General features: G+C 68.5%; 20 protein-coding genes. 7 read left to right on the plus strand and 13 right to left on the minus strand.

Going from position 1 to position 21742, the window contains the following annotated elements:
* Positions 1-48: 48 nt before the first annotated feature.
* A complete protein-coding gene (locus tag DDQ50_RS01835; protein WP_116755028.1) occupies positions 49-1119 on the minus strand; it encodes a LacI family DNA-binding transcriptional regulator in 1071 nt (356 codons plus the stop codon).
* 188 nt (positions 1120-1307) lie between these two features.
* On the opposite strand from DDQ50_RS01835, the gene DDQ50_RS01840 reads away from it, so the two are divergent.
* Positions 1308-3323: a glycogen debranching N-terminal domain-containing protein gene (locus DDQ50_RS01840; RefSeq protein WP_116755029.1), complete on the plus strand. Its 2016-nt coding sequence runs from the start codon at positions 1308-1310 to the stop codon at positions 3321-3323.
* Positions 3324-3534: 211 nt separating this feature from the next.
* Here the strand turns inward: DDQ50_RS01840 and DDQ50_RS01845 are convergent, their stop codons facing one another.
* The 6 genes from DDQ50_RS01845 to DDQ50_RS01870 form a co-directional block, all read right to left on the minus strand.
* Positions 3535-4257, minus strand: coding sequence for an SDR family NAD(P)-dependent oxidoreductase (locus DDQ50_RS01845; RefSeq protein ID WP_240614198.1), 723 nt, complete (start codon positions 4255-4257; stop codon positions 3535-3537).
* Positions 4258-4300: 43 nt separating this feature from the next.
* A complete protein-coding gene (locus DDQ50_RS01850) occupies positions 4301-6220 on the minus strand; it encodes an alpha-galactosidase (RefSeq protein WP_116755030.1) in 1920 nt (639 codons plus the stop codon).
* Entirely contained in the window at positions 6220-7062 is an 843-nt protein-coding gene (locus tag DDQ50_RS01855; protein WP_116755031.1) for a carbohydrate ABC transporter permease, read from the minus strand. The genes DDQ50_RS01850 and DDQ50_RS01855 overlap by 1 nt, the downstream gene beginning before the upstream one ends.
* Positions 7062-8003, minus strand: coding sequence for a carbohydrate ABC transporter permease (locus DDQ50_RS01860; RefSeq protein WP_116755032.1), 942 nt, complete (start codon positions 8001-8003; stop codon positions 7062-7064). Before DDQ50_RS01860 ends, DDQ50_RS01855 begins: the two co-directional genes overlap by 1 nt.
* The gene (locus tag DDQ50_RS01865; RefSeq protein ID WP_116755033.1) at positions 8003-9316 is read right to left on the minus strand and encodes an ABC transporter substrate-binding protein; all 1314 of its coding nucleotides are present in this window, start codon (positions 9314-9316) and stop codon (positions 8003-8005) included. The genes DDQ50_RS01860 and DDQ50_RS01865 overlap by 1 nt, the downstream gene beginning before the upstream one ends.
* Positions 9317-9455: 139 nt before the next feature.
* Complete coding sequence (locus tag DDQ50_RS01870) at positions 9456-10202, minus strand: SDR family NAD(P)-dependent oxidoreductase (protein ID WP_205663551.1); 747 nt, start codon at positions 10200-10202, stop codon at positions 9456-9458.
* A 131-nt stretch (positions 10203-10333) separates the two neighbouring features.
* On the opposite strand from DDQ50_RS01870, the gene DDQ50_RS01875 reads away from it, so the two are divergent.
* The 5 genes from DDQ50_RS01875 (at position 10334) to DDQ50_RS01895 (ending at position 15227) form a co-directional block, all read left to right on the plus strand.
* On the plus strand, positions 10334-11368 hold the full coding sequence (locus DDQ50_RS01875; protein ID WP_133245880.1) for an aldose epimerase family protein: 1035 nt from the start codon (positions 10334-10336) through the stop codon (positions 11366-11368).
* Between the two features lie 94 nt (positions 11369-11462).
* Positions 11463-12656 carry a mandelate racemase/muconate lactonizing enzyme family protein gene (locus DDQ50_RS01880; RefSeq protein WP_116755036.1) on the plus strand — a complete coding sequence of 398 codons (1194 nt, stop codon included), beginning with the start codon at positions 11463-11465 and terminating at the stop codon, positions 12654-12656.
* A 20-nt stretch (positions 12657-12676) separates the two neighbouring features.
* Positions 12677-13426 carry a FadR/GntR family transcriptional regulator gene (locus DDQ50_RS01885; protein ID WP_240614199.1) on the plus strand — a complete coding sequence of 250 codons (750 nt, stop codon included), beginning with the start codon at positions 12677-12679 and terminating at the stop codon, positions 13424-13426.
* A 38-nt stretch (positions 13427-13464) separates the two neighbouring features.
* Positions 13465-14403 carry a phosphotransferase gene (locus tag DDQ50_RS01890; protein WP_116755037.1) on the plus strand — a complete coding sequence of 313 codons (939 nt, stop codon included), beginning with the start codon at positions 13465-13467 and terminating at the stop codon, positions 14401-14403.
* The gene (locus DDQ50_RS01895; RefSeq protein ID WP_116755038.1) at positions 14400-15227 is read left to right on the plus strand and encodes a putative RNA methyltransferase; all 828 of its coding nucleotides are present in this window, start codon (positions 14400-14402) and stop codon (positions 15225-15227) included. The genes DDQ50_RS01890 and DDQ50_RS01895 overlap by 4 nt, the downstream gene beginning before the upstream one ends.
* 15 nt (positions 15228-15242) lie before the next feature.
* Here DDQ50_RS01895 and DDQ50_RS01900 read toward each other — a convergent pair whose 3' ends face one another.
* On the minus strand, positions 15243-16169 hold the full coding sequence (locus DDQ50_RS01900) for a helix-turn-helix transcriptional regulator (RefSeq protein ID WP_116755039.1): 927 nt from the start codon (positions 16167-16169) through the stop codon (positions 15243-15245).
* Positions 16170-16270: 101 nt separating this feature from the next.
* Between DDQ50_RS01900 and DDQ50_RS01905 the strand changes: the two genes are divergently transcribed.
* The gene (locus DDQ50_RS01905; RefSeq protein ID WP_116755040.1) at positions 16271-16951 is read left to right on the plus strand and encodes an SDR family NAD(P)-dependent oxidoreductase; all 681 of its coding nucleotides are present in this window, start codon (positions 16271-16273) and stop codon (positions 16949-16951) included.
* 17 nt (positions 16952-16968) lie between these two features.
* Here DDQ50_RS01905 and DDQ50_RS01910 read toward each other — a convergent pair whose 3' ends face one another.
* Genes DDQ50_RS01910 through DDQ50_RS01930 form a run of 5 tightly spaced genes read right to left on the minus strand, consistent with a single transcriptional unit; the run spans position 16969 to position 21715 of the window.
* Positions 16969-17571, minus strand: coding sequence for a helix-turn-helix domain-containing protein (locus DDQ50_RS01910; RefSeq protein ID WP_240614200.1), 603 nt, complete (start codon positions 17569-17571; stop codon positions 16969-16971).
* Positions 17572-17594: 23 nt separating this feature from the next.
* Complete coding sequence (locus DDQ50_RS01915) at positions 17595-18674, minus strand: ABC transporter ATP-binding protein (protein ID WP_116755041.1); 1080 nt, start codon at positions 18672-18674, stop codon at positions 17595-17597.
* A gap of 20 nt (positions 18675-18694) precedes the next feature.
* On the minus strand, positions 18695-19510 hold the full coding sequence (locus DDQ50_RS01920; protein WP_116755042.1) for a carbohydrate ABC transporter permease: 816 nt from the start codon (positions 19508-19510) through the stop codon (positions 18695-18697).
* On the minus strand, positions 19507-20358 hold the full coding sequence (locus DDQ50_RS01925) for a carbohydrate ABC transporter permease (protein WP_116756033.1): 852 nt from the start codon (positions 20356-20358) through the stop codon (positions 19507-19509). The genes DDQ50_RS01920 and DDQ50_RS01925 overlap by 4 nt, the downstream gene beginning before the upstream one ends.
* A 46-nt stretch (positions 20359-20404) precedes the next feature.
* Complete coding sequence (locus tag DDQ50_RS01930) at positions 20405-21715, minus strand: ABC transporter substrate-binding protein (protein WP_116755043.1); 1311 nt, start codon at positions 21713-21715, stop codon at positions 20405-20407.
* Positions 21716-21742 lie beyond the last annotated feature (27 nt).

Consider the following 21742-nt stretch of genomic DNA (forward strand, 5'->3'; position numbering starts at 1 on the left):
TGACGCGCGGTCGCGCCGCGACCCGACAATCGACGGGAGGCGATGAGGTCACATCGGGTCCACGACAGGAACAGGACGTTCGCCGCCTCCTGAGCCGCGCACGACGAGTTCGGGGGTCACGAGGCGGTGCGCCTCGCCCGGACGGGGTTCGCGCATCGAGATGTCGCGGCCCGAGACACCCATCAGCAGCTCCAGCACGCCGTCAGCGACCATGCCGAGACGCTGTTCGACGCTCGTCAACCCGACTGCCGCAGCCACGGGCGTGTTGTCGAATCCGGTGATCGCGACGTCCGTACGTCCCAGCGCAGTGGTGGCGATCAGAGCGCCAAGGGCGAGCGAGTCGCTGGCCGTCGCGATGGCGTCGACGTCGGGTCGACGATCGAGGAACTCCGCCACCGCGACCCTGGCCGCGGTGACGTCCTCCTCGGCCTCGATCGAGAGCGAGGCGAGCTCGGACTCGGAGGCTCCGCGCGACGACATCGCATCGGCCCAGCCGCGACGCCGGTCGTCTCCCGTGGCGGACGGGCTCGGCCAGCCGAGGTAGGCGACGCGGCGAGCGCCGGTGGCGATCAGATGCTCGGCTGCGGCGCGCAACCCGGCGCGTCCGTCGACGTCGACCCAGTGATGCATCGGATCGCCCATGTCGTCGGCAGCCCACGGTCGGCCGAAGGTGACGAACGGGATGCCCTGGTCGAGCAGCCACCGCGTGCGGAGGTCGGAGTGCGAGGTCGAGGTCAGCACGAACGCATCGGCGTCCCGGTCGTCGCGGAGCCGCTCGATCTGCTCGATCTCCCCCGCGTCGTCGTCGGCCGTGAAGAGCAGGACCCGCATGCCGCGCGCGTACGCCCCCTCGGTGAGGGCATGGAGGAACCGGTCTAGCACGGAGCCGGAGATGCCGTCGCCCATGGCGGCGAGACGGATGCCGATCGTCGACGACTTCTGACTCCGCAGACGACGGGCCGAAGCATGCGGACGGTAGCCGAGCTGTCCGATGGCGTCCTCGACTCGGGCGCGGGTCTCGGGACGGACGATCTCGGGCGAGTTGACGACGTTCGAGACGGTCTGACGCGAGACCTGTGCGATGCGTGCGACGTCGTCGATGGTGGGCTTGCCTGCCATCGTTGCTCCCTCCGAGTCGGCCCCGCACCGGCGGACACCGGCGCTGCCATGATCGTCCCACCCCGGCGCTCGAGAACAGCATCCCGCATTTCGCTTTGATCGTTCAAATCAGAATGGATAGAGTGACGACCGGCCGACCTCGGCATCACCCCCCGCACCCTTGACGCTCGACAGAGGAGTCCTCGCTCATGGCCGGTCTGCAACCCCTTCTCGACTCGGCGACCGTCGTCCTGGCCGCGCCGGCCCAGGCGTGGTCGGATCGCTCGGGCGAGCTGAGCGGCAAGGGCATCTCGGGCTTCTACGTCGGCGACCGACGCGTGCTCAGCCGGATGAACGCGACCGTCGACGGCAGCGTCCCCGAGATCATCTCGACGTCGGCGGCGGCGGATCGGGCCGAGTTCGTCTCGCTCCTGCGCACCGTCGACGACGCCTCCCCCGATCCGCGCGTGCGCCTGCGCCGGAATCGCGTCGTCGGACCCGACGGTCTCCGCGAGGAGTTCACCGTCGAATCGACGCTCTCGACACCGGTCGACCTGATCCTCGCCGTGACGATCGAGGCGGACTTCGCGCGCATGGACTCCATCAAGTCCGGCCTCGGCGACGATCTGCCCGCCGCCCTCCCGACGGTCGACGGCGCTACGGCGACCTGGACCCACGTCGGAGTGACCGCCGCGCTGACGGCTCCCGATGCACGTCTCAGCGCGACACGCACGACACTCGTCGTCGAGTGGAACGTCACGGTCGCTCCCAAGTCCCAGGCGACGGTGGCCCTGGACGTGACAGCCCGGATCGACGACGCCGTCGTCACCGCGCCCGCGTCCGCGTCGCCGTGGGAGGGCGTGTCGGTCCATGCCGACGATGTCCGCCTGCGCCGGTGGGTCGACGCGGCCCTCCGCGACCTCGGCTCCCTCCGGATGAGCGTCGCCGACTCGGACGATGTGTTCCTCGCCGCGGGCGCACCGTGGTTCTTCACGCTCTTCGGCCGTGACTCCATCTGGGCGGCACGGATGATGCTGCCGTTCGGGACCGATCTCGCCCGCGACACCCTCCGCGTCCTGGCCGGCATGCAGGGCACGCACTCCGACCCGCAGACCGCGGAGCAGCCGGGCAAGATCATGCACGAACTCCGCTCATCGAGCCTGGAGCTGCCGGGCGAGGGCATCGTGCTGCCGCCGCTCTACTACGGCACCGTCGACGCGACCGCCCTGTGGATCTGCCTGCTGTCCGACGCGTGGCGGTGGGGTCTCGACGATGCCGAGATCGAGCCGCTCATCCCCCACCTCGAGGCCGCCCTCGCCTGGCTCAGCGACTTCGGCGACAGCGACGGCGACGGCTTCCTCGAGTACATCGACGAGAGCGGACGCGGACTCGCGAATCAGGGCTGGAAGGACTCCGGCGACTCCGTCCAGTGGAATGACGGAACCCTCGCCAAGGGACCGATCGCACTCTGCGAGGTGCAGGCCTACGCCTACGAGGCCGCGATCGGCGGAGCAGACCTGCTCGACCGATTCGGACGCGACGGCGGCGATGAATGGCGCCAGTGGGCGGAGTCGCTCAAGAAGCGCTTCGCGGAGCAGTTCTGGGTCGACGCCGACGGCGGCGCGTACCCGGCGATCGCGCTCGACGCCGACAAGCGCCCCGTCGACTCGCTCACCAGCAACATCGGTCACCTGCTCGGCACCGGCCTGCTGTCCGCGGAGCAGGCGGGGCTCGTCGCCCACCACCTCGTGTCGGAGCGGCTCAACTCGGGCTACGGGCTCCGCACGATGGCCACCGACGCGGCGGGGTACTGGCCGCTCAGCTACCACGGTGGTTCCGTCTGGGCGCACGACACCGCGATCGCGATCCTCGGCCTGCGCCGCGAAGGCTACGTCGCCGAAGCGGCCGAGCTGAGCGAGGGCCTGCTCCGCGCCGCCGAGGGCTTCGGCTACCGCATGCCCGAACTGCACTCGGGCGACGCCTTCGGCACGGTCGGCGCACCCGTACCGTACCCCGCGGCCTGCCGCCCGCAGGCCTGGTCGGCCGCCGCCGCGGTCGCGGTGCTGGCCGCCGCCGCGGGGCTCGAGCCCGATCGGGACAGCGGAACCCTGATCGTCGAACCGGGTGACTCCCCCCTCGCCCGCGGCGTGATCGTCTCGGGCCTCGCAGTCGGGGCCGACCGCTTCACCCTCGACGCCGACGCAGGACGCCTCTCACGCGAGTGATGCCTGCACCAGCCGTCGAACCGCAGGTGCACCGCGCCTCGATACGCGCTGCGCGCTCCTCGATCTCGCAGAAGTGGGCACCCGCCGCCCGTTGAGCTCGTCGAAACGAAAGTGCGCCACGCCTCGATACACGCTGCGCGCTCCTCGATCTCGCAGAAGTGGGCACCCGCCGCCCGTTGAGCTCGTCGAAACGAAGGCGGGACGCGGGCGCTCAGTAGGTGGCGCGACCGCCGCTGATGTCGTAGACCGCGCCGGTCGAGAAGCTGATCTCATCGGAGGTCAGCCAGGCGACGAGAGCGGCGACCTCCTCGGCACGACCGACCCGACCCATGGGGATGAGCGAGGTGATGTGCGCGAGCACCTCGGGTGAGGTCGCCGCGTTCATCGGCGTCTCGATGACGGCGGGCGCGATCGCGTTCACGATGACGCCCGTCTTGGCGAGCTCCTTGCCGAGCGACTTCGTGAGCCCGATGACAGCGGCCTTGCTCGCCGAATAGGCGCTGAGGTTGGGGTTGCCGTCCTTGCCCGCCATGCTGGCCATGCTGACGATGCGCCCCCAGCCGCGCTCGATCATGCCGGGTACGACGGCTTTCGTGACGTTGAACAGCCCGTTCACATTGACGTCGAACGTCTTCTGCCACTCGGGCAGGTCGATCTGCCAGAACGGCTTGTTGGGCCCCACGACACCCGCACTGTTGATGAGGATGTCCACGGGTCCGACCTGAGAGACGGCGGCCTCGACCGCGGCCGGGTCGGTGATGTCGATGCTGACGTCGGCACCGGCGGAGAGGTCGAAGGTGACGACCTCGATCCCGTCGGAGCGCAGCCGGGCTGCGCAAGCCGCACCGAGTCCGCTCTGACCGCCGGTGATGATCGCTCGTCGCGTTCGTGCATCCTGCTGGGGTTCCACATCGACTCCCTTGTTCTCGTTCACTCTTGCACCCCGCGCGGCCGCGCATCGGAGCGATCGGCCGGGCTCAGTCGTCGCGCCCCTCGGGGTCCTTGATCCGCGAGGCGAGGATCAGCCACGAGGTCGCGGGGCCCACGACCTCGATGCCCGCCTCCATGAGCGCCCGGCCCGACTCCTCGCTCACCGCCGCCCCGTCGCCGAGAATCTCGACGCGGTAGCGCGCGTCGGGCTCGAGCGCGGTGAAGCGCAGTCCCCCGGCCACGGGCTGCCCGTCGAGCTGGAAGGCCGCCAGCAGATGCTCGGTTCCGAGCTCCAGCTGCAAGCGCGGCGCTCGTTCGCCGCGGCCATGGCGGAGCGGGGCCGCTGTCAGCCGCCGCAGACGCCCGGCTCGGACCAGCGGCGCGAGTCGGTCGCGGTAGATCGCGACGTGCTCGCGGAGACGCTCGAAAAGGTCGTCCCGGAGCCCGGTCAGCTTCATCGACACCCCGAATCGCTGCAGCATCGCCGCTCGGAGCATCGCGTCGAACGTCGAGGCGGAGATCGCGCCGAAATCGACCGCCTGGTCAGGGTTGTCGCCACGCCATTCGGACCAGCTCCAGTGCAGCATGGCGGCCGGCGGCAGCATCAGGCTCGCTCCCCACAGGACCTGGAGGTGATGCTCGGTCCAATCGGGGTCGGAGAGGAACAGGCAGTGCACGTGCTGCGCGAGACCGAGGTCGATCCGCAGACCGCCCGACGAGCAGGCCTCGAGGATGACCTCGGGGTGCGCCTCGCGGAACTCGTCGAGCACCCGGTAGAGGCCCTGATAGTGGCGCAGCAGGCCATCCCCCGCGCCGTGGCCGTGGTCGGTCCGGTCGCAGCCGCTTCCGGGATCGACGTTGAAGTCGAGCTTCAACCAGGTGGCACCGGTCGAGGAGACCGCGCGATCGAGGGCGTCGGCGACGAAGCGGCGCGACTCCGCGGATCCGAGGCAGACGTAACCGAGGAACGTCGGATCGTCGGGGTCGAGCCCGACCCCGGTCGGCTGGTGCCCCGCGGGCGCGCGGCGCAGAGCGAGCAGTTCGGGGTGCTCGCGCCGCAGCCGAGATCCGGCGCCCACCGCCTCGGCCTCCATCCAGATGCCGAATTCCGCGCCCGACGCCCGAACGGCGTCCGCCAGAGCAGGAAGACCGGAGGGGAAGCGCGCGCTGTTGACCTGATCCCAGTCGCCCCGTTCGAGCTGCCAGTCGCTGGACGCCTCGGGCCTGCCGAACCAGCCCGCATCGAGGGTTGCGACCTCGAGACCCGCATCGACCGCCCTGAGGGACTCGGCGAGGAACACCGCCTGATCGATATCGACGTCCTCGTAGGGCCACCAGTGGTTCCACTCGGTGGGCATCCGCTCCGACCACTGCGACCGCGGGATCATGTCGGCGCCGACAGCGCTCACGAGGAGCAGTCCGGCCGACTCGATGTCGGTCGCCACCGATACCAGGACGGCCGGAGCCTCGAAGCTCTCACCCGGCGCGAGGGCCACCGCGAAGTCGGCGGGCGAGATACCCGCTGTCACCCCGCCCAAGCCGTCGACATCGATATGCCAGTTGCCGCTCCACGCGACGGTGATGACGACCGCTGCACCGTCGCGCTCCAGCCCGAGCCACGGGTGGATGCCGAGCGACGATCGTCCCGCGCTGGTTCGCAGGGCGAGCGCGCCTTCGAGCGCCTCGACGACGGGTTCGAACTCGCCACCCCACGCGGACTCGAAGTGCAGCGAACGCCACCGCCCGGGTTCGAGCTCAGCGGTGAAGGCGTCGGCGTGCGTCACGGTGACGGTCTCGTCGGACACGTTGAAGAGGCGGAGCCGGAACTCCCACACTCCCCCGTCGGTCCCGCGCGGCTCGGCCCACCAATCGGCGGATACCCCGTCGGGCAGATCGTCGGAAGGACCGACCCCCGAGAGGACCTGCCCGGCGAGGTGGATCCGGTCGCCGGTGAGTTCCGCCGCCATCAGCGCCCGAGGCTCGCGCCGAGGCCGCTCATGACGTACTTCGCGGCGAACGACAGCAGGACGAGCGGCGGGAGCGCCGTCAGGATCAGACCCACCGCGACGAACGGCTGATCGTTGGTGAACCGGCCGCCGATCTGCGCGAGCGCCGGAGTGAGCAGTCGCAGCTGATCGTTCGGCAGCAGGATGTAGGCGAAGAGGAGCTCGTTCCACATCGCGATGAACTGCAGCACGAGGAGCGTCGCCAGACCGGGGATCGCCATGGGGCTCGCCACGTTGAGGAACGTCCGCCAGAATCCGGCGCCGTCGACCCGGGCCGCCTCGAGCACACTCGTGTCGAGCGCGCGGTAGGTGACGGTGAGGAAGAAGATGGCGAACGGCAGCCCCGTCGCCACATAGACCAGGATCAGGCCGGGCAGCGACCCCACCAGTCCGATCCGCGACAGCAGCAGGTAGATCGGGATGATGAGCACCTGGGCCGGGATGAGCATGACCGACACGAGAGTCGCCGAGATGTACTTCGCACCCGGCACCGGGTATTTCGCGAGCGCGAACCCGGCGAGACCGGCCACGAGCAGCTGGATGACCAGACCGAACCCGACGACGATGACGCTGTTGAGGATCGCCCGGCCGAGCCCGTAGTTGTTCCAGACGGTGACGAAGTTCGACAGGGTCAGCTCGCTCGGGATCCCGAACGGGTTGGCGAGGTAATCGGCTCGAGTGCGGAACGCGGTGAACGCCAGATAGATGATCGGATAGGCGATCGACAGGCCGACGAGGCACAGCACGATGAAGATCGGGACGCGCGCCCGCCGGGGCAGCGTGGACGAGGTGGTCGTGGACATCAGTCGTCCTCCGTCGCTCTGAAGAATCGCAGCTGGATGAGGGTCAGGCCTCCGATGAGGAGGAAGACCATGACCGCCAGCGCCGAGCCCTCGCCCAGGCGGCTCGACGAGAACGCGAGCGTGTAGATCAGGTAGTCGAGAGTTGTGGTGTCGTAGCCCGGACCACCGGCCGTCATGACGAAGATGAAGCCGAAGAGGGCGGTGAACGTGTAGAGCACGTTGAGGATGGAGACGAGCGCGACGACACCGCGGATGTTGGGAAGCGTGATGTACCAGAGGCGCTTCCACCAGCCGGCCCCGTCAACGGTCGCCGCCTCGAAGATCTCGGGATTGATCGACGAGAGGCCGCTCAGCAGGATCAGGGTCTGGTAGCCGAAGCCCGACCAGACGAGGGCGACGATGATCACCGCGATCGAGGTGCCCGCGCTCGAGAAGAAGTCGATCGGCGTTCCACCGGCCGCGACGATGGCGGCGTTGACGGGGCCGCGGTAGGAGAAGAGCGACTTGAACATGAGGCCGATGACGGCCGTCGAGAGCACGTTCGGCACGAAGAAGAGGACTCGGAAGAGCTTCCATCCGCGGATGCGCTCGTAGAGCAGCACCGAGCAGACGAGCGCCGCGACGATGACGAGCGGCACCGAGATCAGGAAGATGATGTTGGTGAGGAACACCTTGTGCAGCAGCGGGTCCGCGAGCAGCTTGGTGTAGTTGCCGAGGCCGATGAAGTCGAAGTTCAGGCCGTTGGTCTTGTTGAACGAGATCCAGACGGCGTAGCAGACCGGGTAGATCATGAACCCGATGACGAGCACGATCGCGGGGGCGACGGCCGCGAGGCCGATCATGCGCTCGCGGCGGCGCCACGGGGCCAGTTTGGGGGGACGCCCCCCGGCCGCCCCCGCCGAAGCGGGGGCGGCCAGGGAGGCGACGGCTGGTGCAGTCATCAGCCAGCAGTCTCGCTGTCATAGGCGGCCTGCAGCTGCGACACGGCGTCTTCGGGCGTTGTCTGCCCGGTGTAGACGGTGGCGTTGACCTTGTAGAACAAGTCGATGACCGACTGGGGCATGACATTGTCGAACGGGTAGACGACATCCTCGGCTGCAGCCACGTACTCGGCCTCGGACTTGAGGTAGTAGTTCGTGATGACCGAGGTGTCGGCCTGAGCACTGTTGGACGGCTCGGTCTGGAACAGCTCAACGTACTGATCGATCGTCGCCGGCTCGGCGAGCTTGTTCAGGAACTTCTTCGCGAGGTCCTGGTTCTTCGAGTAGTTCGTGATGCTCACCGCGACGTTGGGTCCGCCGGCGATGGTGCTCGGGTACTGGGCGCCGTCGAGCATCGGGATGGGGAACACACCCGCATCCTCGCCCATGGCTTCCTGCAGAGCGCCGTTCTCCCACGCACCGGAGATCATGAACACGCCGTTGCCCTGGACGAAGCCCGTCAGCAGGTCGGCGTTGCCCACGCTGCCCGCATCGGGGTTGGTCAGACCCTTCGAGTAGAGCTCGGAATAGGCCTTGTACGCCTTGACCATCGCGGGGTCGTCGACGGCGATGTCGCCGTTGTACATGTCGGTGAAGGCCGAGGGGCCGAGTTCACCGCCGACGAGGGCCGCCATCACCCAGGCGCCGACGTAGCCCTCCTGGTTGGGCGTCCAGAACGGGACGGCATCGGTCTTGCCGAGCGCGTCCTCGCCGAGCGAGACGAGGTCCTCCCACGTCGCGGGCGGGGTGCTCAGGTCGAGCCCCGCCTCTTCGGCGAGGGCCTTGTTGTAGAAGACGTAGAAGTACGAGCCTCCACCGTAGGGAAGGGCCAGGAGCGCACCGTCCTCGGTGTACCCCTTGCGGACGGTGTTCCATCCGGTGAGGTCGCTCAGCGTCTCATCGCTGAAGGTGCCGTCGAGGTCGAGGAGGAAGTCGGAGTAGTCGACCGTGTTGCCACCGGTGTAGCCGACACGGATGTCGGGACCGTTGCCGGCGATCGACGCGGCCTGGAACTGGGCGCCGTCCTGGGCGATGTCGCCCGAGGTGGTGACGATGTCGACCTTGACCCCGGGGTTGTCCTCCTCGAACTGCGTGGCGACCTGGTTGAGGAACGAGTTGTCGGCGATGGCGCCGTCATCCGTCTTCTTGGTCAGCAGACCGCCGTCCCAGATGGTGAGGGTGGTCTCGCCGCTGTCGTCGCCTGCCGAGCAGGCGGCGAGGCCCGCCACGAGTCCGGCGGCCACCACGATGGCCCCGATACGAGTGCGTTTCATTGCTGGTCCTTCCTGTGATGCTTCTCTTGTGCTGGACGGCTCCCGCTGCAGGAGCCGCTTGGTGCGGTTTGAGCGATGCGTCCGTCGACATCGACGGACGACCGCGTGGCCGACGCTTGAACGATCCAATTACTACACATCAGAAGGTGGCCGCCAGTCCACCATCCACGGGGAGAACGGCTCCGGTGATGTAGGTATTGGATGCGGAGACGAGGAATTCGGCGGCGACCGCGACCTCGTCGGGGGTTCCGGGACGGCGGAGCGGGAGCCGCCCGTGCTCGAGGTAGACCGAGGCGAACCAGTCGGTCTCGTACTCGGTGCCGCCATCGGGCAGCACCGCCATCGGGGTGTCGATGAAGCCCGGTGCGAGGGCGTTCACCAGGATGCCGTCGGGTGCGAGGTCGACGGCCAGTGCACGGGTGAGGTTGTGAACGCCGCCCTTGCTCGTCGCGTAGGCGTACACCCCGGCCTGAGCCTGGAGGCCCTGCACGGATCCGATGTTGAGGACTCGCGCTGTCGACGACTCGCGGAGGAACGGGAGGACGGCGCGTGTGACGACGACCGTGCCGGTGAGGTTGACGTCGATCGTGCGGCGGTAGAGATCGAGATCGGCGTCGTCGAGAGAGGTCTCGGTGGCGATCCCCGCTGAGTTGACCAAGACGTCGAGGCCGTCGAGTCGCGACGCGAGAGCACCGACAGACTGCTCGTCGGAGACGTCGACCAGATGAGCGCTCGCCCCGAGCTCATCGGCGAGGGCGCCGAGTCCGACCTCATCGCGATCGGCGAGGACGAGTCGATCGCCCGCTGCAGCGAGACGCCGCGCGATGGCCGCGCCGATGCCGCTCGCGGCGCCCGTGACGAGCACGGTGCGGGGGGACTCTGACATCGACATTCCTACCGAGCGAACAACAATGGTCTGACCTAAAGGTACTCGACGAGAACCCCGGTGGGGCCGTCTGCGAGCGACTCTAGCGTCTCTGGCCTTTAGATAATACCTTTTCCCCAGGAGGTGGTCCGGTGTCGGCATTCGAGCCCCCGTCCTCCCCGCTTCCTGCGGTGGGAATCGCGTGGTCGCACGGCAGCGCGACCGTATCGCCGCTCGCCGCCATGCTCCTCGATGCCCGATTCGACGTCGACGGACGCGTGGTGCGGCCGTTCGCCCGAGCGGAGTGGACGCGTGACCAGTCCCTCCACGACGCCGTTCCCGCAGGCGAACCGGAGCACATCCGGGCGCTGGGCGGCGACTTCGTTGCGCTTCCGTTCGGGTCCGCCGAGGTGCCGAGCGACGCCGGTGTCGACTGGGCCGCCGTCGCGGGTCCGGCGAACGATCCGCCGCACGGGCGGGCGGCCGACGCTGAATGGGACATCACCGAACTGACGGCCGGGTCGGTGACCCTGGCGCTCGATCTCCCGGTCGATGATCCCTTCGCACGCCTGGAGCGCACGATCCGCGGGATCGCCGGACAGGCCGCCATCGAGTTCGAGCTGCGGATCCATGCCCGCCGCCCCCATCGCGCGCCGCTCGGCCTGCATCCGATCTTCCGCATGCCCGAGCAGGGCGAGACACTGACGCTCGCGTCCCGGTTCGCGTCAGGACGGACCTATCCCGGCAGCGTCGCCTCCGGGAGTGCGCTGCTGATCCCGGGTGCGGAATTCGCTGCGCTCGACGGAGTCCCCGGCCCGGCGGGTCCCGTCGACATCTCACGCCTGCCCTTCGCCGAGACAACCGAGGAGGTCGTCCAACTGCTCGAGGCGCGCTCCCCGGTTTCGCTCACGTGGTCGTCCGGGTACTCCGCGACACTCGAGTGGGACGACGAAGTCCTGCCGTCGGTCCTCCTCTGGATCTCGGACCGCCACCTGCAGGACGCCCCGTGGAACGGCAGGTACCGCGGGCTCGGCGTCGAGCCGATCGCCTCGGCGTTCGACTTCCCGGCATCCACCTCGACGGCGCTGAATCCCCTCGCCCGGGCCGGGTCGGTGACATCGGTCCGCCTGAACCCGCACGAGCCTCTCGTCCTCCACCATCGCGTCATCATCAAAGGTACGACCTGAAGCGAAAACCTCGTCGAAAGTTGCGCCGCCTGAGAGCGGCTCCGGCGATAACGTATGATCTAACCGACCAAGGGCGAGACGGAGGACTCCCATCGTGCGAATCGACGCAGTGGATTTCTTCTACGCGAGCATGCCCGACGTGACCCTCGAGGCCGACGGCAGCCAGGATGCCCTGCTCGTCAGGGTGAGCGCCGGCGGCTATGTGGGCTGGGGCGAGTGCGAGGCATCGCCGCTCGTCTCGGTGGCGGCATTCATCACCCCGCGCTCGCACGGGGTGTGCCAACCGGTCGAGGCCTCGGTGCTCGGTGAGGAACTCGACGGTCCCGACGACATCCGTCGCATCGCATCCCTCGTCGAGCGCAACAGCATGGATCTGCTGCAGGCGGCTCACACCTTCTCCGGCATCGAGATCGCCCTCTGGGATCTGCTCGGACGCGCTCGGGAGCAGCCCGTCTGGCAGCTCCTCGGCTACGAACGCGCTTACTCGAAGACCCCGTACGCGTCGATCCTGTTCGGCGACACCCCCGCCGACACCTACGCACACGGAGTGGCTGCGGTCGCGCGCGGGTTCAATGCCTTCAAGTTCGGCTGGGGCCCATTCGGCACCGGGACCGTCGCGGCGGACGCCGACCACCTGCAGGCGGCGCGAGAGGCGATCGGCTCGGACCGTCACCTTCTCGTCGATGCGGGTCAGATCTTCGGGGCCGACGTCGATGCGGCCGCGGAGCGACTCGGAGCGCTCGAGGCCGCGTCGGTCATGTGGCTCGAGGAGCCGTTCCGGGCATCCGAGTTCGACGCCTACGCCGCGCTCGCTGCGCGCGCCACGACCGTGCGCCTGGCCGGCGGCGAGGGTGCGCACGAGGAGGCGATGGCCCGCAATCTTCTGAAGTACGGGCACGTCGGATTCCTCCAGATCGACACCGGCCGGATCGGCGGGATCGCTCCCGCGAAACGCGTCGCCGATCTCGCGGCCCAGGCCGGCATCACTTTCGTCAACCACACCTTCACCTCGCACCTGGCGCTCTCGGCGTCGCTCCAGCCGTTCGCGGGGCTGGCCGATCACCGGATCTGCGAGTACCCGGCCGAGCCGAAGCAGCTCGCGGTCGACATCACGAGCAACCACCTGCTGCCCGATGCCGACGGCGAGATCCACGTGCCCGACGCACCCGGGCTGGGAGTCGAGGTCGATCTCGACGCTCTCGCTCCGTACCTCAGGTCGATCGACATCTCCGTCGACGGTGAGACGCTGTACTCTAGCCCGCAGTCGGGCCGCGTTCTGCTCGGATAGTGCTGACCACTGGAGGGCCGTTGAGCAACAGTGCGTCACCGCCGGACGTGCAGTCCGGCTACTCGATGCGGGGCCGACAGGGTCATGTGATCGAGGCCATCGGCCGCGCCATCGTCGGCGGCGTGTACCAGCCGGGAGATCTGCTTCCGCGAGAGGCGGAGCTGACCACCGAGCACGGCGTCAGCCGCACATCGGTGCGGGAGGCCATGAAGGTCCTCGCCGCGAAAGGCCTGGTCGACATCCGCCCCAAGGTCGGCACGCGCGTCCGCCCGAAGGATCTGTGGAACACGTTCGACTCGGACCTGCTGACCTGGACCCACTCCGAGGGCTTCGGCACCGAGCTGATGCAGGACCTCATCGAGCTTCGGCAGATCGTCGAGCCCAACGCGGCCCGCCTGGCCGCAGGGCGCGCGTCGATGCAGGATCTCGGCCAGCTGGAGAAGACGGCTCTGGCGATGGCGGCGAACGCGCACGACAACGTGGCGTACGCCGAGTGGGACGTGGCATTCCACATGGCCGTCTACGCGGCCTCCCACAACACGTTGCTGCAGCGATTCGGCATGCTCGTCGCCGATTTCATGAAGATCGCGTTCGACGTGCAGCAGGCCGCCGCCAGCGAGTCGCTCACCGAGGACGCGGCCCGGCACATGCTCGTCTTCGAGGCGATCAACCGTGGCGACGCGAATGCGGCCACCGACGCCATGCTCGAAGTGGTCCTCGACGGCAAGAGCGCGCTCTTCGCCGCGCTGACCGAGCACTCGAAGGACTAGGCCCTCCCGCCGATATCCCGCAGCGAAGGAGCGCGCCCGTGTCCCGTCTGTCCTGGGCCGATCTACCGTCCCCGTTGCGGCGACGGATCGAGTCGACTCTCGGTGGCGAGGTGGTGGCCGACAGATCCTCCACCGGAGGCTTCTCGAAGGGAACGGCGTCCCGGGTCGAGACGCGCACCGGGGGCACCGGATTGGTCAAGGCTGTGAGCCGCGCACACGATGTCGACAGCTACGACCTCTACCGACGCGAGGGCGCCGTTCTGCAACTGCTCGCCCCGCTCGCCCTCCCGGCTCCCGATCTGCGACTGGTCATCGATGACGGCGACTGGATCGCGCTCGTCTTCGACGTCGTGGACGGGCACCACCCGGCGGCCGACGATCCCACCGCGCATCGCGCGGTGCTCGACGGGCTGGTCGGGATGCCCGCGATCGAAGTCCCCATGCCGGCTCTTGCCGACGCCGCCGCGGAGATCTCCGCTATGACCCGGGGGTTCCGCGAGATGACGGCGTTCGCGGGCGCCGCGGCCCTTCCCGCTTGGGCTCGGGACCACCATCACGAACTCGTGGCACTGACCCGATCCGCCCCTGGTGCCATCCGCGGGAACCGCCTCGTCCACTTCGACTTCCGCGCGGACAACGCGCTCATCGACACCGATGGGCGGCTTCGCGTCATCGACTGGACCTGGGCGTCGGTCGGCTGCGGCTGGCTGGACTCGCTCACCTACCTCCTCGATGCGCGAGTCCACGGCGGGGGGTCCGACGCCGACGACCTGATCGAGACCCACCCCGTGTTCGCCGACGCCTCGCGGGGCGACATCGACTCGGCGCTGGCCTCGTTCGCCGCTTACTTCCTGTACGCGACCTCGCTTCCCTCCCCCGCCCATCTGAGCGACCTGCGAGCCTTCCAGCGTCTCGAGGCGTCGGTTGTGCTCGAATGGTTGGCGATGCGACGCGGATGGAAGATCGAGGGCGGGTGACCGCGGGCTCTCTGGCGTCCTGGCTGCGCTGTCCGATCTGCGGGCGTGATCTCGACGCGCTCGGCGACGAGGTTCTCGGCTGCTCGAGCGGGCACCGATTCGACGTCAGCAAACGCGGCTATGCAGGGCTCCTCGTCGGGAAGGCCGCGGCAGCTCGTCCTGTGACGGTGGGGCAGCTCGATGCTCTCGATCCTCTGTTCGCCGCCGGCCTGTTCACGACGACGACCGACGCGCTGGATGCGGTGCTGCCGCGCACCGCCGAGGCGCGCATCCTCGACGCCGGATCGGCTGCGGGCCATCTGCTCGGGCCGATCCTGGCGAACCGGTCGCGGGCCGGCGCTCTCGCCGTCGGCGATAGCCCCGCCGTGGTCGCTCGCTCGATGCGGAACTCCCGCAGCGACGGGCTGCTCTGCGACACCGCACACGACTGGCCGGTGCGCGACGGGACGGCGACCGCCGTCGTGAACCTGCTGGCACCACATCGGCCTGCCGAATTCCACCGACTGCTCGCGCCCGGCGGCGTGTTCATCGCGGCCGTCGCGGGGTACGACCACCTCGCCGAGCTGCGTCCCGCCGGCGAATACCCCGAGTGGCGGGACGCGGCGGCCGAACTCGTCGACGATGTCTTCCCGTGGTTCGAGCATGACCAGTCACGGACCGTGACCGAGCAGCACGAGACCAGCGGAGCGACGGGGCCCGCCCTTGTCGAGGCGCGCGAACTCATCGGCGGCACGGCCACCGCCCGCGCCGTCGAACCGCCGGCCGGCAGCATCACGATCGACCTGACCGTCATCCGATTCCGTCGCAGACGTCGGCCGGTCTGATCGGCCCGGACCCGATTACCGCTCGTCGCGGACGAGCGGGAGCACGGCGGGAGCCCCGGCGATCGACCCGTACTCGTTCGGCTCGCAGACCATGTCGGACGAGAGCGGGGCGGTGGCGAACTGCTGGAGGCCGGTGACGCGCAGAAGGTCGAGTCTCGCCTCCGCCTCGCTTCCCGGTGCCACGGTGTAGACCACGATCCGCAGATCGCCGCCCGGCACGGTCAGAACATCGCAGTCCACCTCGATCGGCCCGACGGGTGTGCGTGTGACCGTCTTGCGGCTCGATCGGTGCTCGGCGACTCGCGCCTCGGCCCATCGACGTTCGAACTCGGGCGACTCCGCGCGAAGTCGCGTCACGAGATGGGCGAGGGCGCCATCGTGCGGGTACCGCCCCACCGCGGATCGGAGATCGGCGGCGAGATCCCGCGCGAAGTCCTCTTCGTGCTGCTCGTCGAACTCGGTGCCGTCGTGGCCCGAGGTGAAGTGCCGCCAGACGAGGTTCCGGTCGATCCCGGTGAATCGGGAGGGGTCGCCGTTGAGGGCCGCCCAGAGCGGGTTCCACATGAGGATGTCGTGCGTCGCGGAGAACACGGCGAGGGGCACATCGCCCAAGCGGTCGACGATGCGCTGCACTCCGGGCGTGATGTGCCGTGGCACGACGCCGCGCGCGGGCGGAGCGGCCCCGGCCGCGCGGTAGAGGTGATCGCGTTCGCTCTCGGTCAACCGCAGGGCGATCGCGAGCGCCCCCAGCATCTGCGATGACGGATTCGTCGCCCTGCCCTGCTCCAGGCGCACGATGTAATCGACGCTGACCCCGGCGAGCGCGGCGAGCTCCTCGCGTCGGAGGCCCGAAGTCCTGCGGCCGGCGCCGGCGGGCAGACCGACCTCGGTCGGGCTCACCCGGTCGCGCCACGACCTCAGCACCTCGGCGAATTCACTCATCTGCTCATCTTGCGCCTCGGAAATGCCTCCATGCTGGTACTCGCAGTCCCACCGTCAGACGGTGCCTGGGCGACGCGAGGCAGACGGCGCAGTCTGAGGTCATGACAACGACACTCATCACCGGGGCCAACAAGAGCCTCGGACTCGAAACCGCCCGACGACTGATCGCCGAGGGCCACACCGTGTACGCCGGCATGCGCGACCTTCAGAGCGGTGACGCGGCTCGGGAGCTCGGGGCGATCCCGGTCCAGCTCGATGTCACCGATGCCGGCAGCGTCGAGGCGGCCCTCGCCTCACTGCCGGAGCTCGACGTTCTCGTCAACAACGCGGGAATCCTCGGCGCCTCGTTCGGCGTCGACGATCTCGACGCCGCAGCCATGGACGCCGTTCTGCAGACGAATGTCGTCGGGATCGTCCGGGTCACCCAGGCCGCTCTGCCTCTTCTGCGCCGCTCCGCGAACCCCGTCGTCGTGAACGTAGCGTCGGGTGTCGGCTGGCCGATCTTCCTGCGCACCGAGACGCGTGACGAGTTCCCGGTCGGCGCCGTCCCTTATGCGGCGTCGAAGGCGGCGGTGATCACGCTGACCGTTCAGTACGCGAAGAACCTGCCCGAGTTCCGCATCAATGCGAGCGATCCCGGATACACGGCAACCGACTTCAACGGTCACGGAGGGCACCAGACGGTCACCGAGGGAACCGACGCGACGGTCGCGCTCGCGCTCCTCGGCCAGGACGGGCCCACCGGCGAATTCCACGACCGCACGGGCCGCATCGACTACTGAGCGTGCACCGGAACGGGTCAGTGCTGGTTCTGACCGATGGCCAGGAAGCGGATCGGGACCTCGAGCAGCTCCTGCGGCCCGTGCGGGGCTTCGCCGTCGATGAGCAGCGAGTCGCCGGGGCGCAGGTGGTACCTGTACGAGCCGTGGCCGTAGACCATCTCGCCCTCGAGCATGTAGAAGAACTCGGTGCCGGCGTGCTGGAACTGCGGGAACACCGCCGAGCTCTCGGTCAGGGTGACGAGGGTCGGGTCGATCGCGCCGTCGATGCCTTTGAGCAGGCCGAGCTGGCGGTACTCGTGGCCGAGCCGGGTGCCGCTGCGCACGGTGACGCTGCCGCTGCCCGACGGGGTGAAGACGGCCTCGCGGTCGACATCGGCACCACGGAACAGCGCTGTGACCGGAACGCCGAGGCCATCGGCCAGCCGCTGCAGGGTGGTGAGACTCGACGATGTGGTGGCGGTCTCGACCCGGGAGATCATCGCCTTGGAGATGCCCGTCTTGGTCGCCAGGTCTGCGGATGACATGCGCTGGGCGGTGCGGTACTCGCGGACCCGTTCGGCGATGACGGCCTCAAGCCGACCGGTCGTCTCCGACTCGTCGGAGCCCTCGGTGGTCGTCACCGGCTCATACTATTCGGCGGTGCTCAGCTCTCCCGAACGTTCAGCCGCTCGCCCGACTCGCGGTCGAAGAGGTGCCAGGCTCCGGGACGGACCCGGATCCCGACCGTCGCCGACTCCGCCATCCCGGACAGGTTCGACGCCTCGACGACGCTGGTCAGCGTCAGTCCCGACGCGGAGAGGGAGACGATCGCGCGCGGTCCGAGCAGCTCGATCAAACCGACCGTCGCTGTGGCGGGCGCCGAGATCGCACCCGGGGCCTCGACGAGCAGGTCGTCGGGCCGCACGCCGAGCGTCACGGCGCCGTCCTCCTGGTCGGTCTGCAGCTCGAAGCGCACGCCGGTCTCGGAGACGAAGGTCCCACGCTCGATCACCCCGTCGATGAGATTCATCTTGGGGCTTCCGACGAAGGCCGCGACGAAGGTGTTCGCGGGAGCGCTGTAGACCTCGAGCGGAGTGCCCTGCTGCGCGATGCGTCCCTCCCGCATGACCACCATGCGGTCCGAGAGCGTCATCGCCTCCTCCTGGTCGTGGGTGACGTAGAGCGACGTGATGCCGAGCCGGCGCTGGATCTGGAGCAGCTCGGTTCGGGTCTCGACCCGGAGCTTGGCGTCGAGGTTGCTGAGCGGCTCGTCGAAGAGGAACACCGACGGCTGCCGGATGATGGCGCGTCCGATGGCCACCCGCTGCTGCTGCCCGCCGGAGAGGTCCTTCGGCTTGCGCCCGAGCAGGTGGCTGAGGCCGAGGGAGTCCGCGACCGAATCCGCACGCTTGAGCGCCTCGGTGCGGGGAGTCTTCGTCGCGCGCAACGGGAAGGCGATGTTCTCGCGCACGCTGAGGTGCGGGTAGAGGGCGTAGTTCTGGAACACCATCGCCACGTCGCGATCCTTGGGTTCGAGGCCCGTGACGACCCGGTCGCCGATGGCGATGTCGCCCGAGGTGATCGGTTCGAGACCGGCGAGCATCCTCAGTGACGTCGATTTGCCGCAGCCCGACGGCCCGACGAGCACCGTGAGCGAGCCGTCGGGCAGGACGAGGTTGAGGTCGTCGACGATCTGCGTCTGGCCGTAGCTCTTGCTGACGTTGGTGAATGTGACAGTTGCCATCAGTTCTCTTCTTTCGAAACCTAAGACTTGACCGCGCCGCCGCTGATGCCCTGGACGAGCTTGCGCTGGATGAAGAAGCTCGCGATCACGACGGGGATCACGGCGATGAGGATGGCGGCGCTCATGGAACCGAGCTGGACGCCGCGGAAGGTATTGAACCCTGCGATGGCCACCGGGAGGATCGCCGCCTTGCCGGGCGCGAGGATCAGTCCGTAGAACATGTCGTTCCAGGACAGGGTGAAGCCGAAGATGGCCGCCGCTCCGAGCCCGGGCAGCACCTGCGGGAGGACGACCCGCCAGAACGCGCCGAACCGGCTGAAGCCGTCGACGCGCGCCTGCTCCTCGAGCGAGCGGGGCACCGCCTCGAAGAAGCCGATGAGGAACCAGGTGACGACGGGGAGCACGAAACTCAGGTGGGCGAAGATCACCGGCACGAGGGTGTCGTTCAACCGGAGCGCGTACGCCATGGTGAGGAACGGGAACACCAGCACGGCCGGCGGAAGCACCTGGGCCGCGAGCATGCCGAACCTCGTCGCCGTTCCGCCCGCCCGGTACTTGGCGATCACGTAGGCGCCCGAGCTGCCGACGACGACACTGATCAGAACGGTCGTCAGTCCGACGATGGCACTCCGTCCGGCGGCGTCGAGGATGCCCGACGAGAGCACGTTCTCCCAGCTCGCGAAGGTCGGAGCGAAGAACACCAGGTTCGGGTCGTTCAGCTGCGACGGTGTCTTGAAGCTCGCCAGGGCGATCCAGATCATCGGGAACAGGACGAAGATCGCTGCGGCCCACAGCAGTGCGATGCGTGCGATCGCCAACCCGCTGACTCGTCTCATGCGCTTCGGTTCCTCTCGAGTCGACGGAAGGCGACGACGATCACGGTGAGCACGACGGCCAGCACGACGAACGCCATCGACGACGCCTCACCCAGGCGGAAGAACTGGATGCCGGTCTGATAGGTGAAGTACTGGATGGTCTGCGTCTCGGTGCCCGGACCGCCCCGGGTGGTCGCGTAGACGTATTCGAACACCTTGAGGGCGTCGAGCGCGCGCAGCAGGATCGCTACCACCAGCACGGGCGCCAGCAGCGGCAGTGTGATGCGGCGGAAGATGTACCAAGGGCCGCCGCCGTCGACACGGGCGGCCTCGAGCGGCTGCTTCGGGATGGACTCGAGTCCCGCGAGAAGCAGCAGGACCATGAACGGCGTCCACTGCCAGACGTCGATGAAGGCGAGCGTGAAGAGCGCCCGCCCGGGCCCGAAGAAGTCGTAGTTGATCCCGATACCGCGCAGCAGTTCGGGGATGGCGCCGATCTGGTCGTTGAGCAGGAAGCGGAACGTGAGCCCGACCGCGATCGGGGTGATGAACATGGGCGCCAGCAGCATCGAGCGGGTGACGTCGCGCGCCCACTTCTGCTTCTGCAACGACAGGGCGATGGCCAGACCGATCACGAGCTCGAGCCCGACCGCCACGACGACGTAGAGGGCCGTGACGCCGAACGCCTCCCAGAACGATGCGTTGGTGAAGGTCGACGCGTAGTTCGCGATGCCGACGATGTCGGGGGCGCCGCGATCGGTGAGTTTGTAGTCGGTGAAGCTCAGGTAGAGGGCGTAGAGCAGCGGGAACCCGACGACCGCGACGAACACGGCGATGAGGGGCGCGAGCATCCCGTATTTGAATCTCACGATCCGCATCCTTTCCGCGTCATCGGGTGTCGGGTTCCCATCCGTCTCAGCCCTGGATCTTGACCGCGGCGGCCTGCGCTGCGCTCAGAGCGTCCTCGACGCTCTTCGTGCCTGCCACGGCTTCGTTCAGCTCGGTTCCGACGGCCTGGATCATCTCCTCGCCGCCGGCGCCCTGGCTGAGCGGTGCTGCGTCGGAGAGGATCTCCTTGACCGCCTCGTAGTAGTCCGCGCCGAAGCCGTCGTCGAGGACCGCTTGGTCCTCGAGGGTGCTCTCGCGGATCGCGGCGCCGCCGGCGCTGACGCGCTCGACGTCCACGGCCTTCGAGGTGATCCAGGACGCGAACGCCCATGCGGCGTCGGGTGCTCCCGAGTTGGTCGGAATCGCCCAGCTCCAGGCGCCGAGCACCTGCTTGCCACCGGGCATCGGCGCGAGCTTGAACTGGCCGGCCAGGTCGCCGGAGGCGCCGTCGGGGTCGTTCAGTGCGGGGAGGTTCCAGTTGTAGCTGATCATCGAGGCAGCCTCTCCGCTCGAGACCGAGCGGAACGCCTCGTCGAAGGCCCAGTTGAGGCTGTTGTCCGGGGCGGCGTTCTCGTACGCGGTGATGTACGCCTCGAGTGCGGCCTTGGCCTCGGGGGTGTCGAGGCTGGGGTTGCCCTCGTCGTCGTAGATCGAGCCGCCGGCTGCGAACAGCCAGTTGGCCCACTCCTCGAAGATCTTGTATCCGCGCTGCGGCTGCATCGCGATGCCCGAGCGATCGGCGGTGGTCAGCTGCTGGACGTCGTCGACGAGCTCGTCGAGGGTCGTCGGGACCGAGAGCCCCGCCTCCTCGTAGTCGGCCGTGTTGTAGAGGTAGCCGAGCGCGTAGTTGTAGAACGGCACCCCGTATCGGACGTCGTCGACGGTCGTGATGTCGGTGAGCGGGGTGAAGAAGTCGTCGGCGTCGTAATCGGTCGTCGAGTCGATCCGCTCGTCGAGCGGCTCGAGGAAGCCCGCCTGCGCGAAGTCGACCATCCACGGGTTGTCCGCCACGATCAGGTCGTAGGCGGGGTCCGGTGACTGGAACGACGAGACGAGCTTGTCGCGCATCTGGTCGAAGGTGAGGGATTCGATGTCGATCGTGATGTCGGGGTAGACCGTGTTGAACTCCGACACCAGCTCTTTGACGATGTCGGTGTCCGGCACGTTCTCCATCAGGATGCGGACGGTCCCCTCGGTGTCGGTGGGGATGTCGCCGAGTCCGGATGATTCGACTTCGGCGGGGCCTCCCGATCCGGCGCATCCGGTGAGCGCGATCGCGATCGCGCTCGTCAGGGCAACGCCGGCGGCGAACCGACCCGATTTCTTGGTGAGTGACATGACAGGTCCTTTGCTGGAGGGTGCGGG

Source organism: Amnibacterium flavum (genome assembly GCF_003097495.1).
Lineage (GTDB): Bacteria > Actinomycetota > Actinomycetes > Actinomycetales > Microbacteriaceae > Naasia > Naasia flava.

What these genes read in the sequence shown, in the direction of transcription:
- DDQ50_RS01835 (WP_116755028.1), bottom strand. Translation starts at nt 1,119, where the DNA reads ATGGCAGGCAAGCCCACCATCGACGACGTCGCACGCATCGCACAGGTC.
- DDQ50_RS01840 (WP_116755029.1), top strand. Translation starts at nt 1,308, where the DNA reads ATGGCCGGTCTGCAACCCCTTCTCGACTCGGCGACCGTCGTCCTGGCC.
- DDQ50_RS01850 (WP_116755030.1), bottom strand. Translation starts at nt 6,220, where the DNA reads ATGGCGGCGGAACTCACCGGCGACCGGATCCACCTCGCCGGGCAGGTC.
- DDQ50_RS01855 (WP_116755031.1), bottom strand. Translation starts at nt 7,062, where the DNA reads ATGTCCACGACCACCTCGTCCACGCTGCCCCGGCGGGCGCGCGTCCCG.
- DDQ50_RS01860 (WP_116755032.1), bottom strand. Translation starts at nt 8,003, where the DNA reads ATGACTGCACCAGCCGTCGCCTCCCTGGCCGCCCCCGCTTCGGCGGGG.
- DDQ50_RS01865 (WP_116755033.1), bottom strand. Translation starts at nt 9,316, where the DNA reads ATGAAACGCACTCGTATCGGGGCCATCGTGGTGGCCGCCGGACTCGTG.
- DDQ50_RS01870 (WP_205663551.1), bottom strand. Translation starts at nt 10,202, where the DNA reads ATGTCAGAGTCCCCCCGCACCGTGCTCGTCACGGGCGCCGCGAGCGGC.
- DDQ50_RS01900 (WP_116755039.1), bottom strand. Translation starts at nt 16,169, where the DNA reads ATGAGTGAATTCGCCGAGGTGCTGAGGTCGTGGCGCGACCGGGTGAGC.
- DDQ50_RS01905 (WP_116755040.1), top strand. Translation starts at nt 16,271, where the DNA reads ATGACAACGACACTCATCACCGGGGCCAACAAGAGCCTCGGACTCGAA.
- DDQ50_RS01915 (WP_116755041.1), bottom strand. Translation starts at nt 18,674, where the DNA reads ATGGCAACTGTCACATTCACCAACGTCAGCAAGAGCTACGGCCAGACG.
- DDQ50_RS01920 (WP_116755042.1), bottom strand. Translation starts at nt 19,510, where the DNA reads ATGAGACGAGTCAGCGGGTTGGCGATCGCACGCATCGCACTGCTGTGG.
- DDQ50_RS01930 (WP_116755043.1), bottom strand. Translation starts at nt 21,715, where the DNA reads ATGTCACTCACCAAGAAATCGGGTCGGTTCGCCGCCGGCGTTGCCCTG.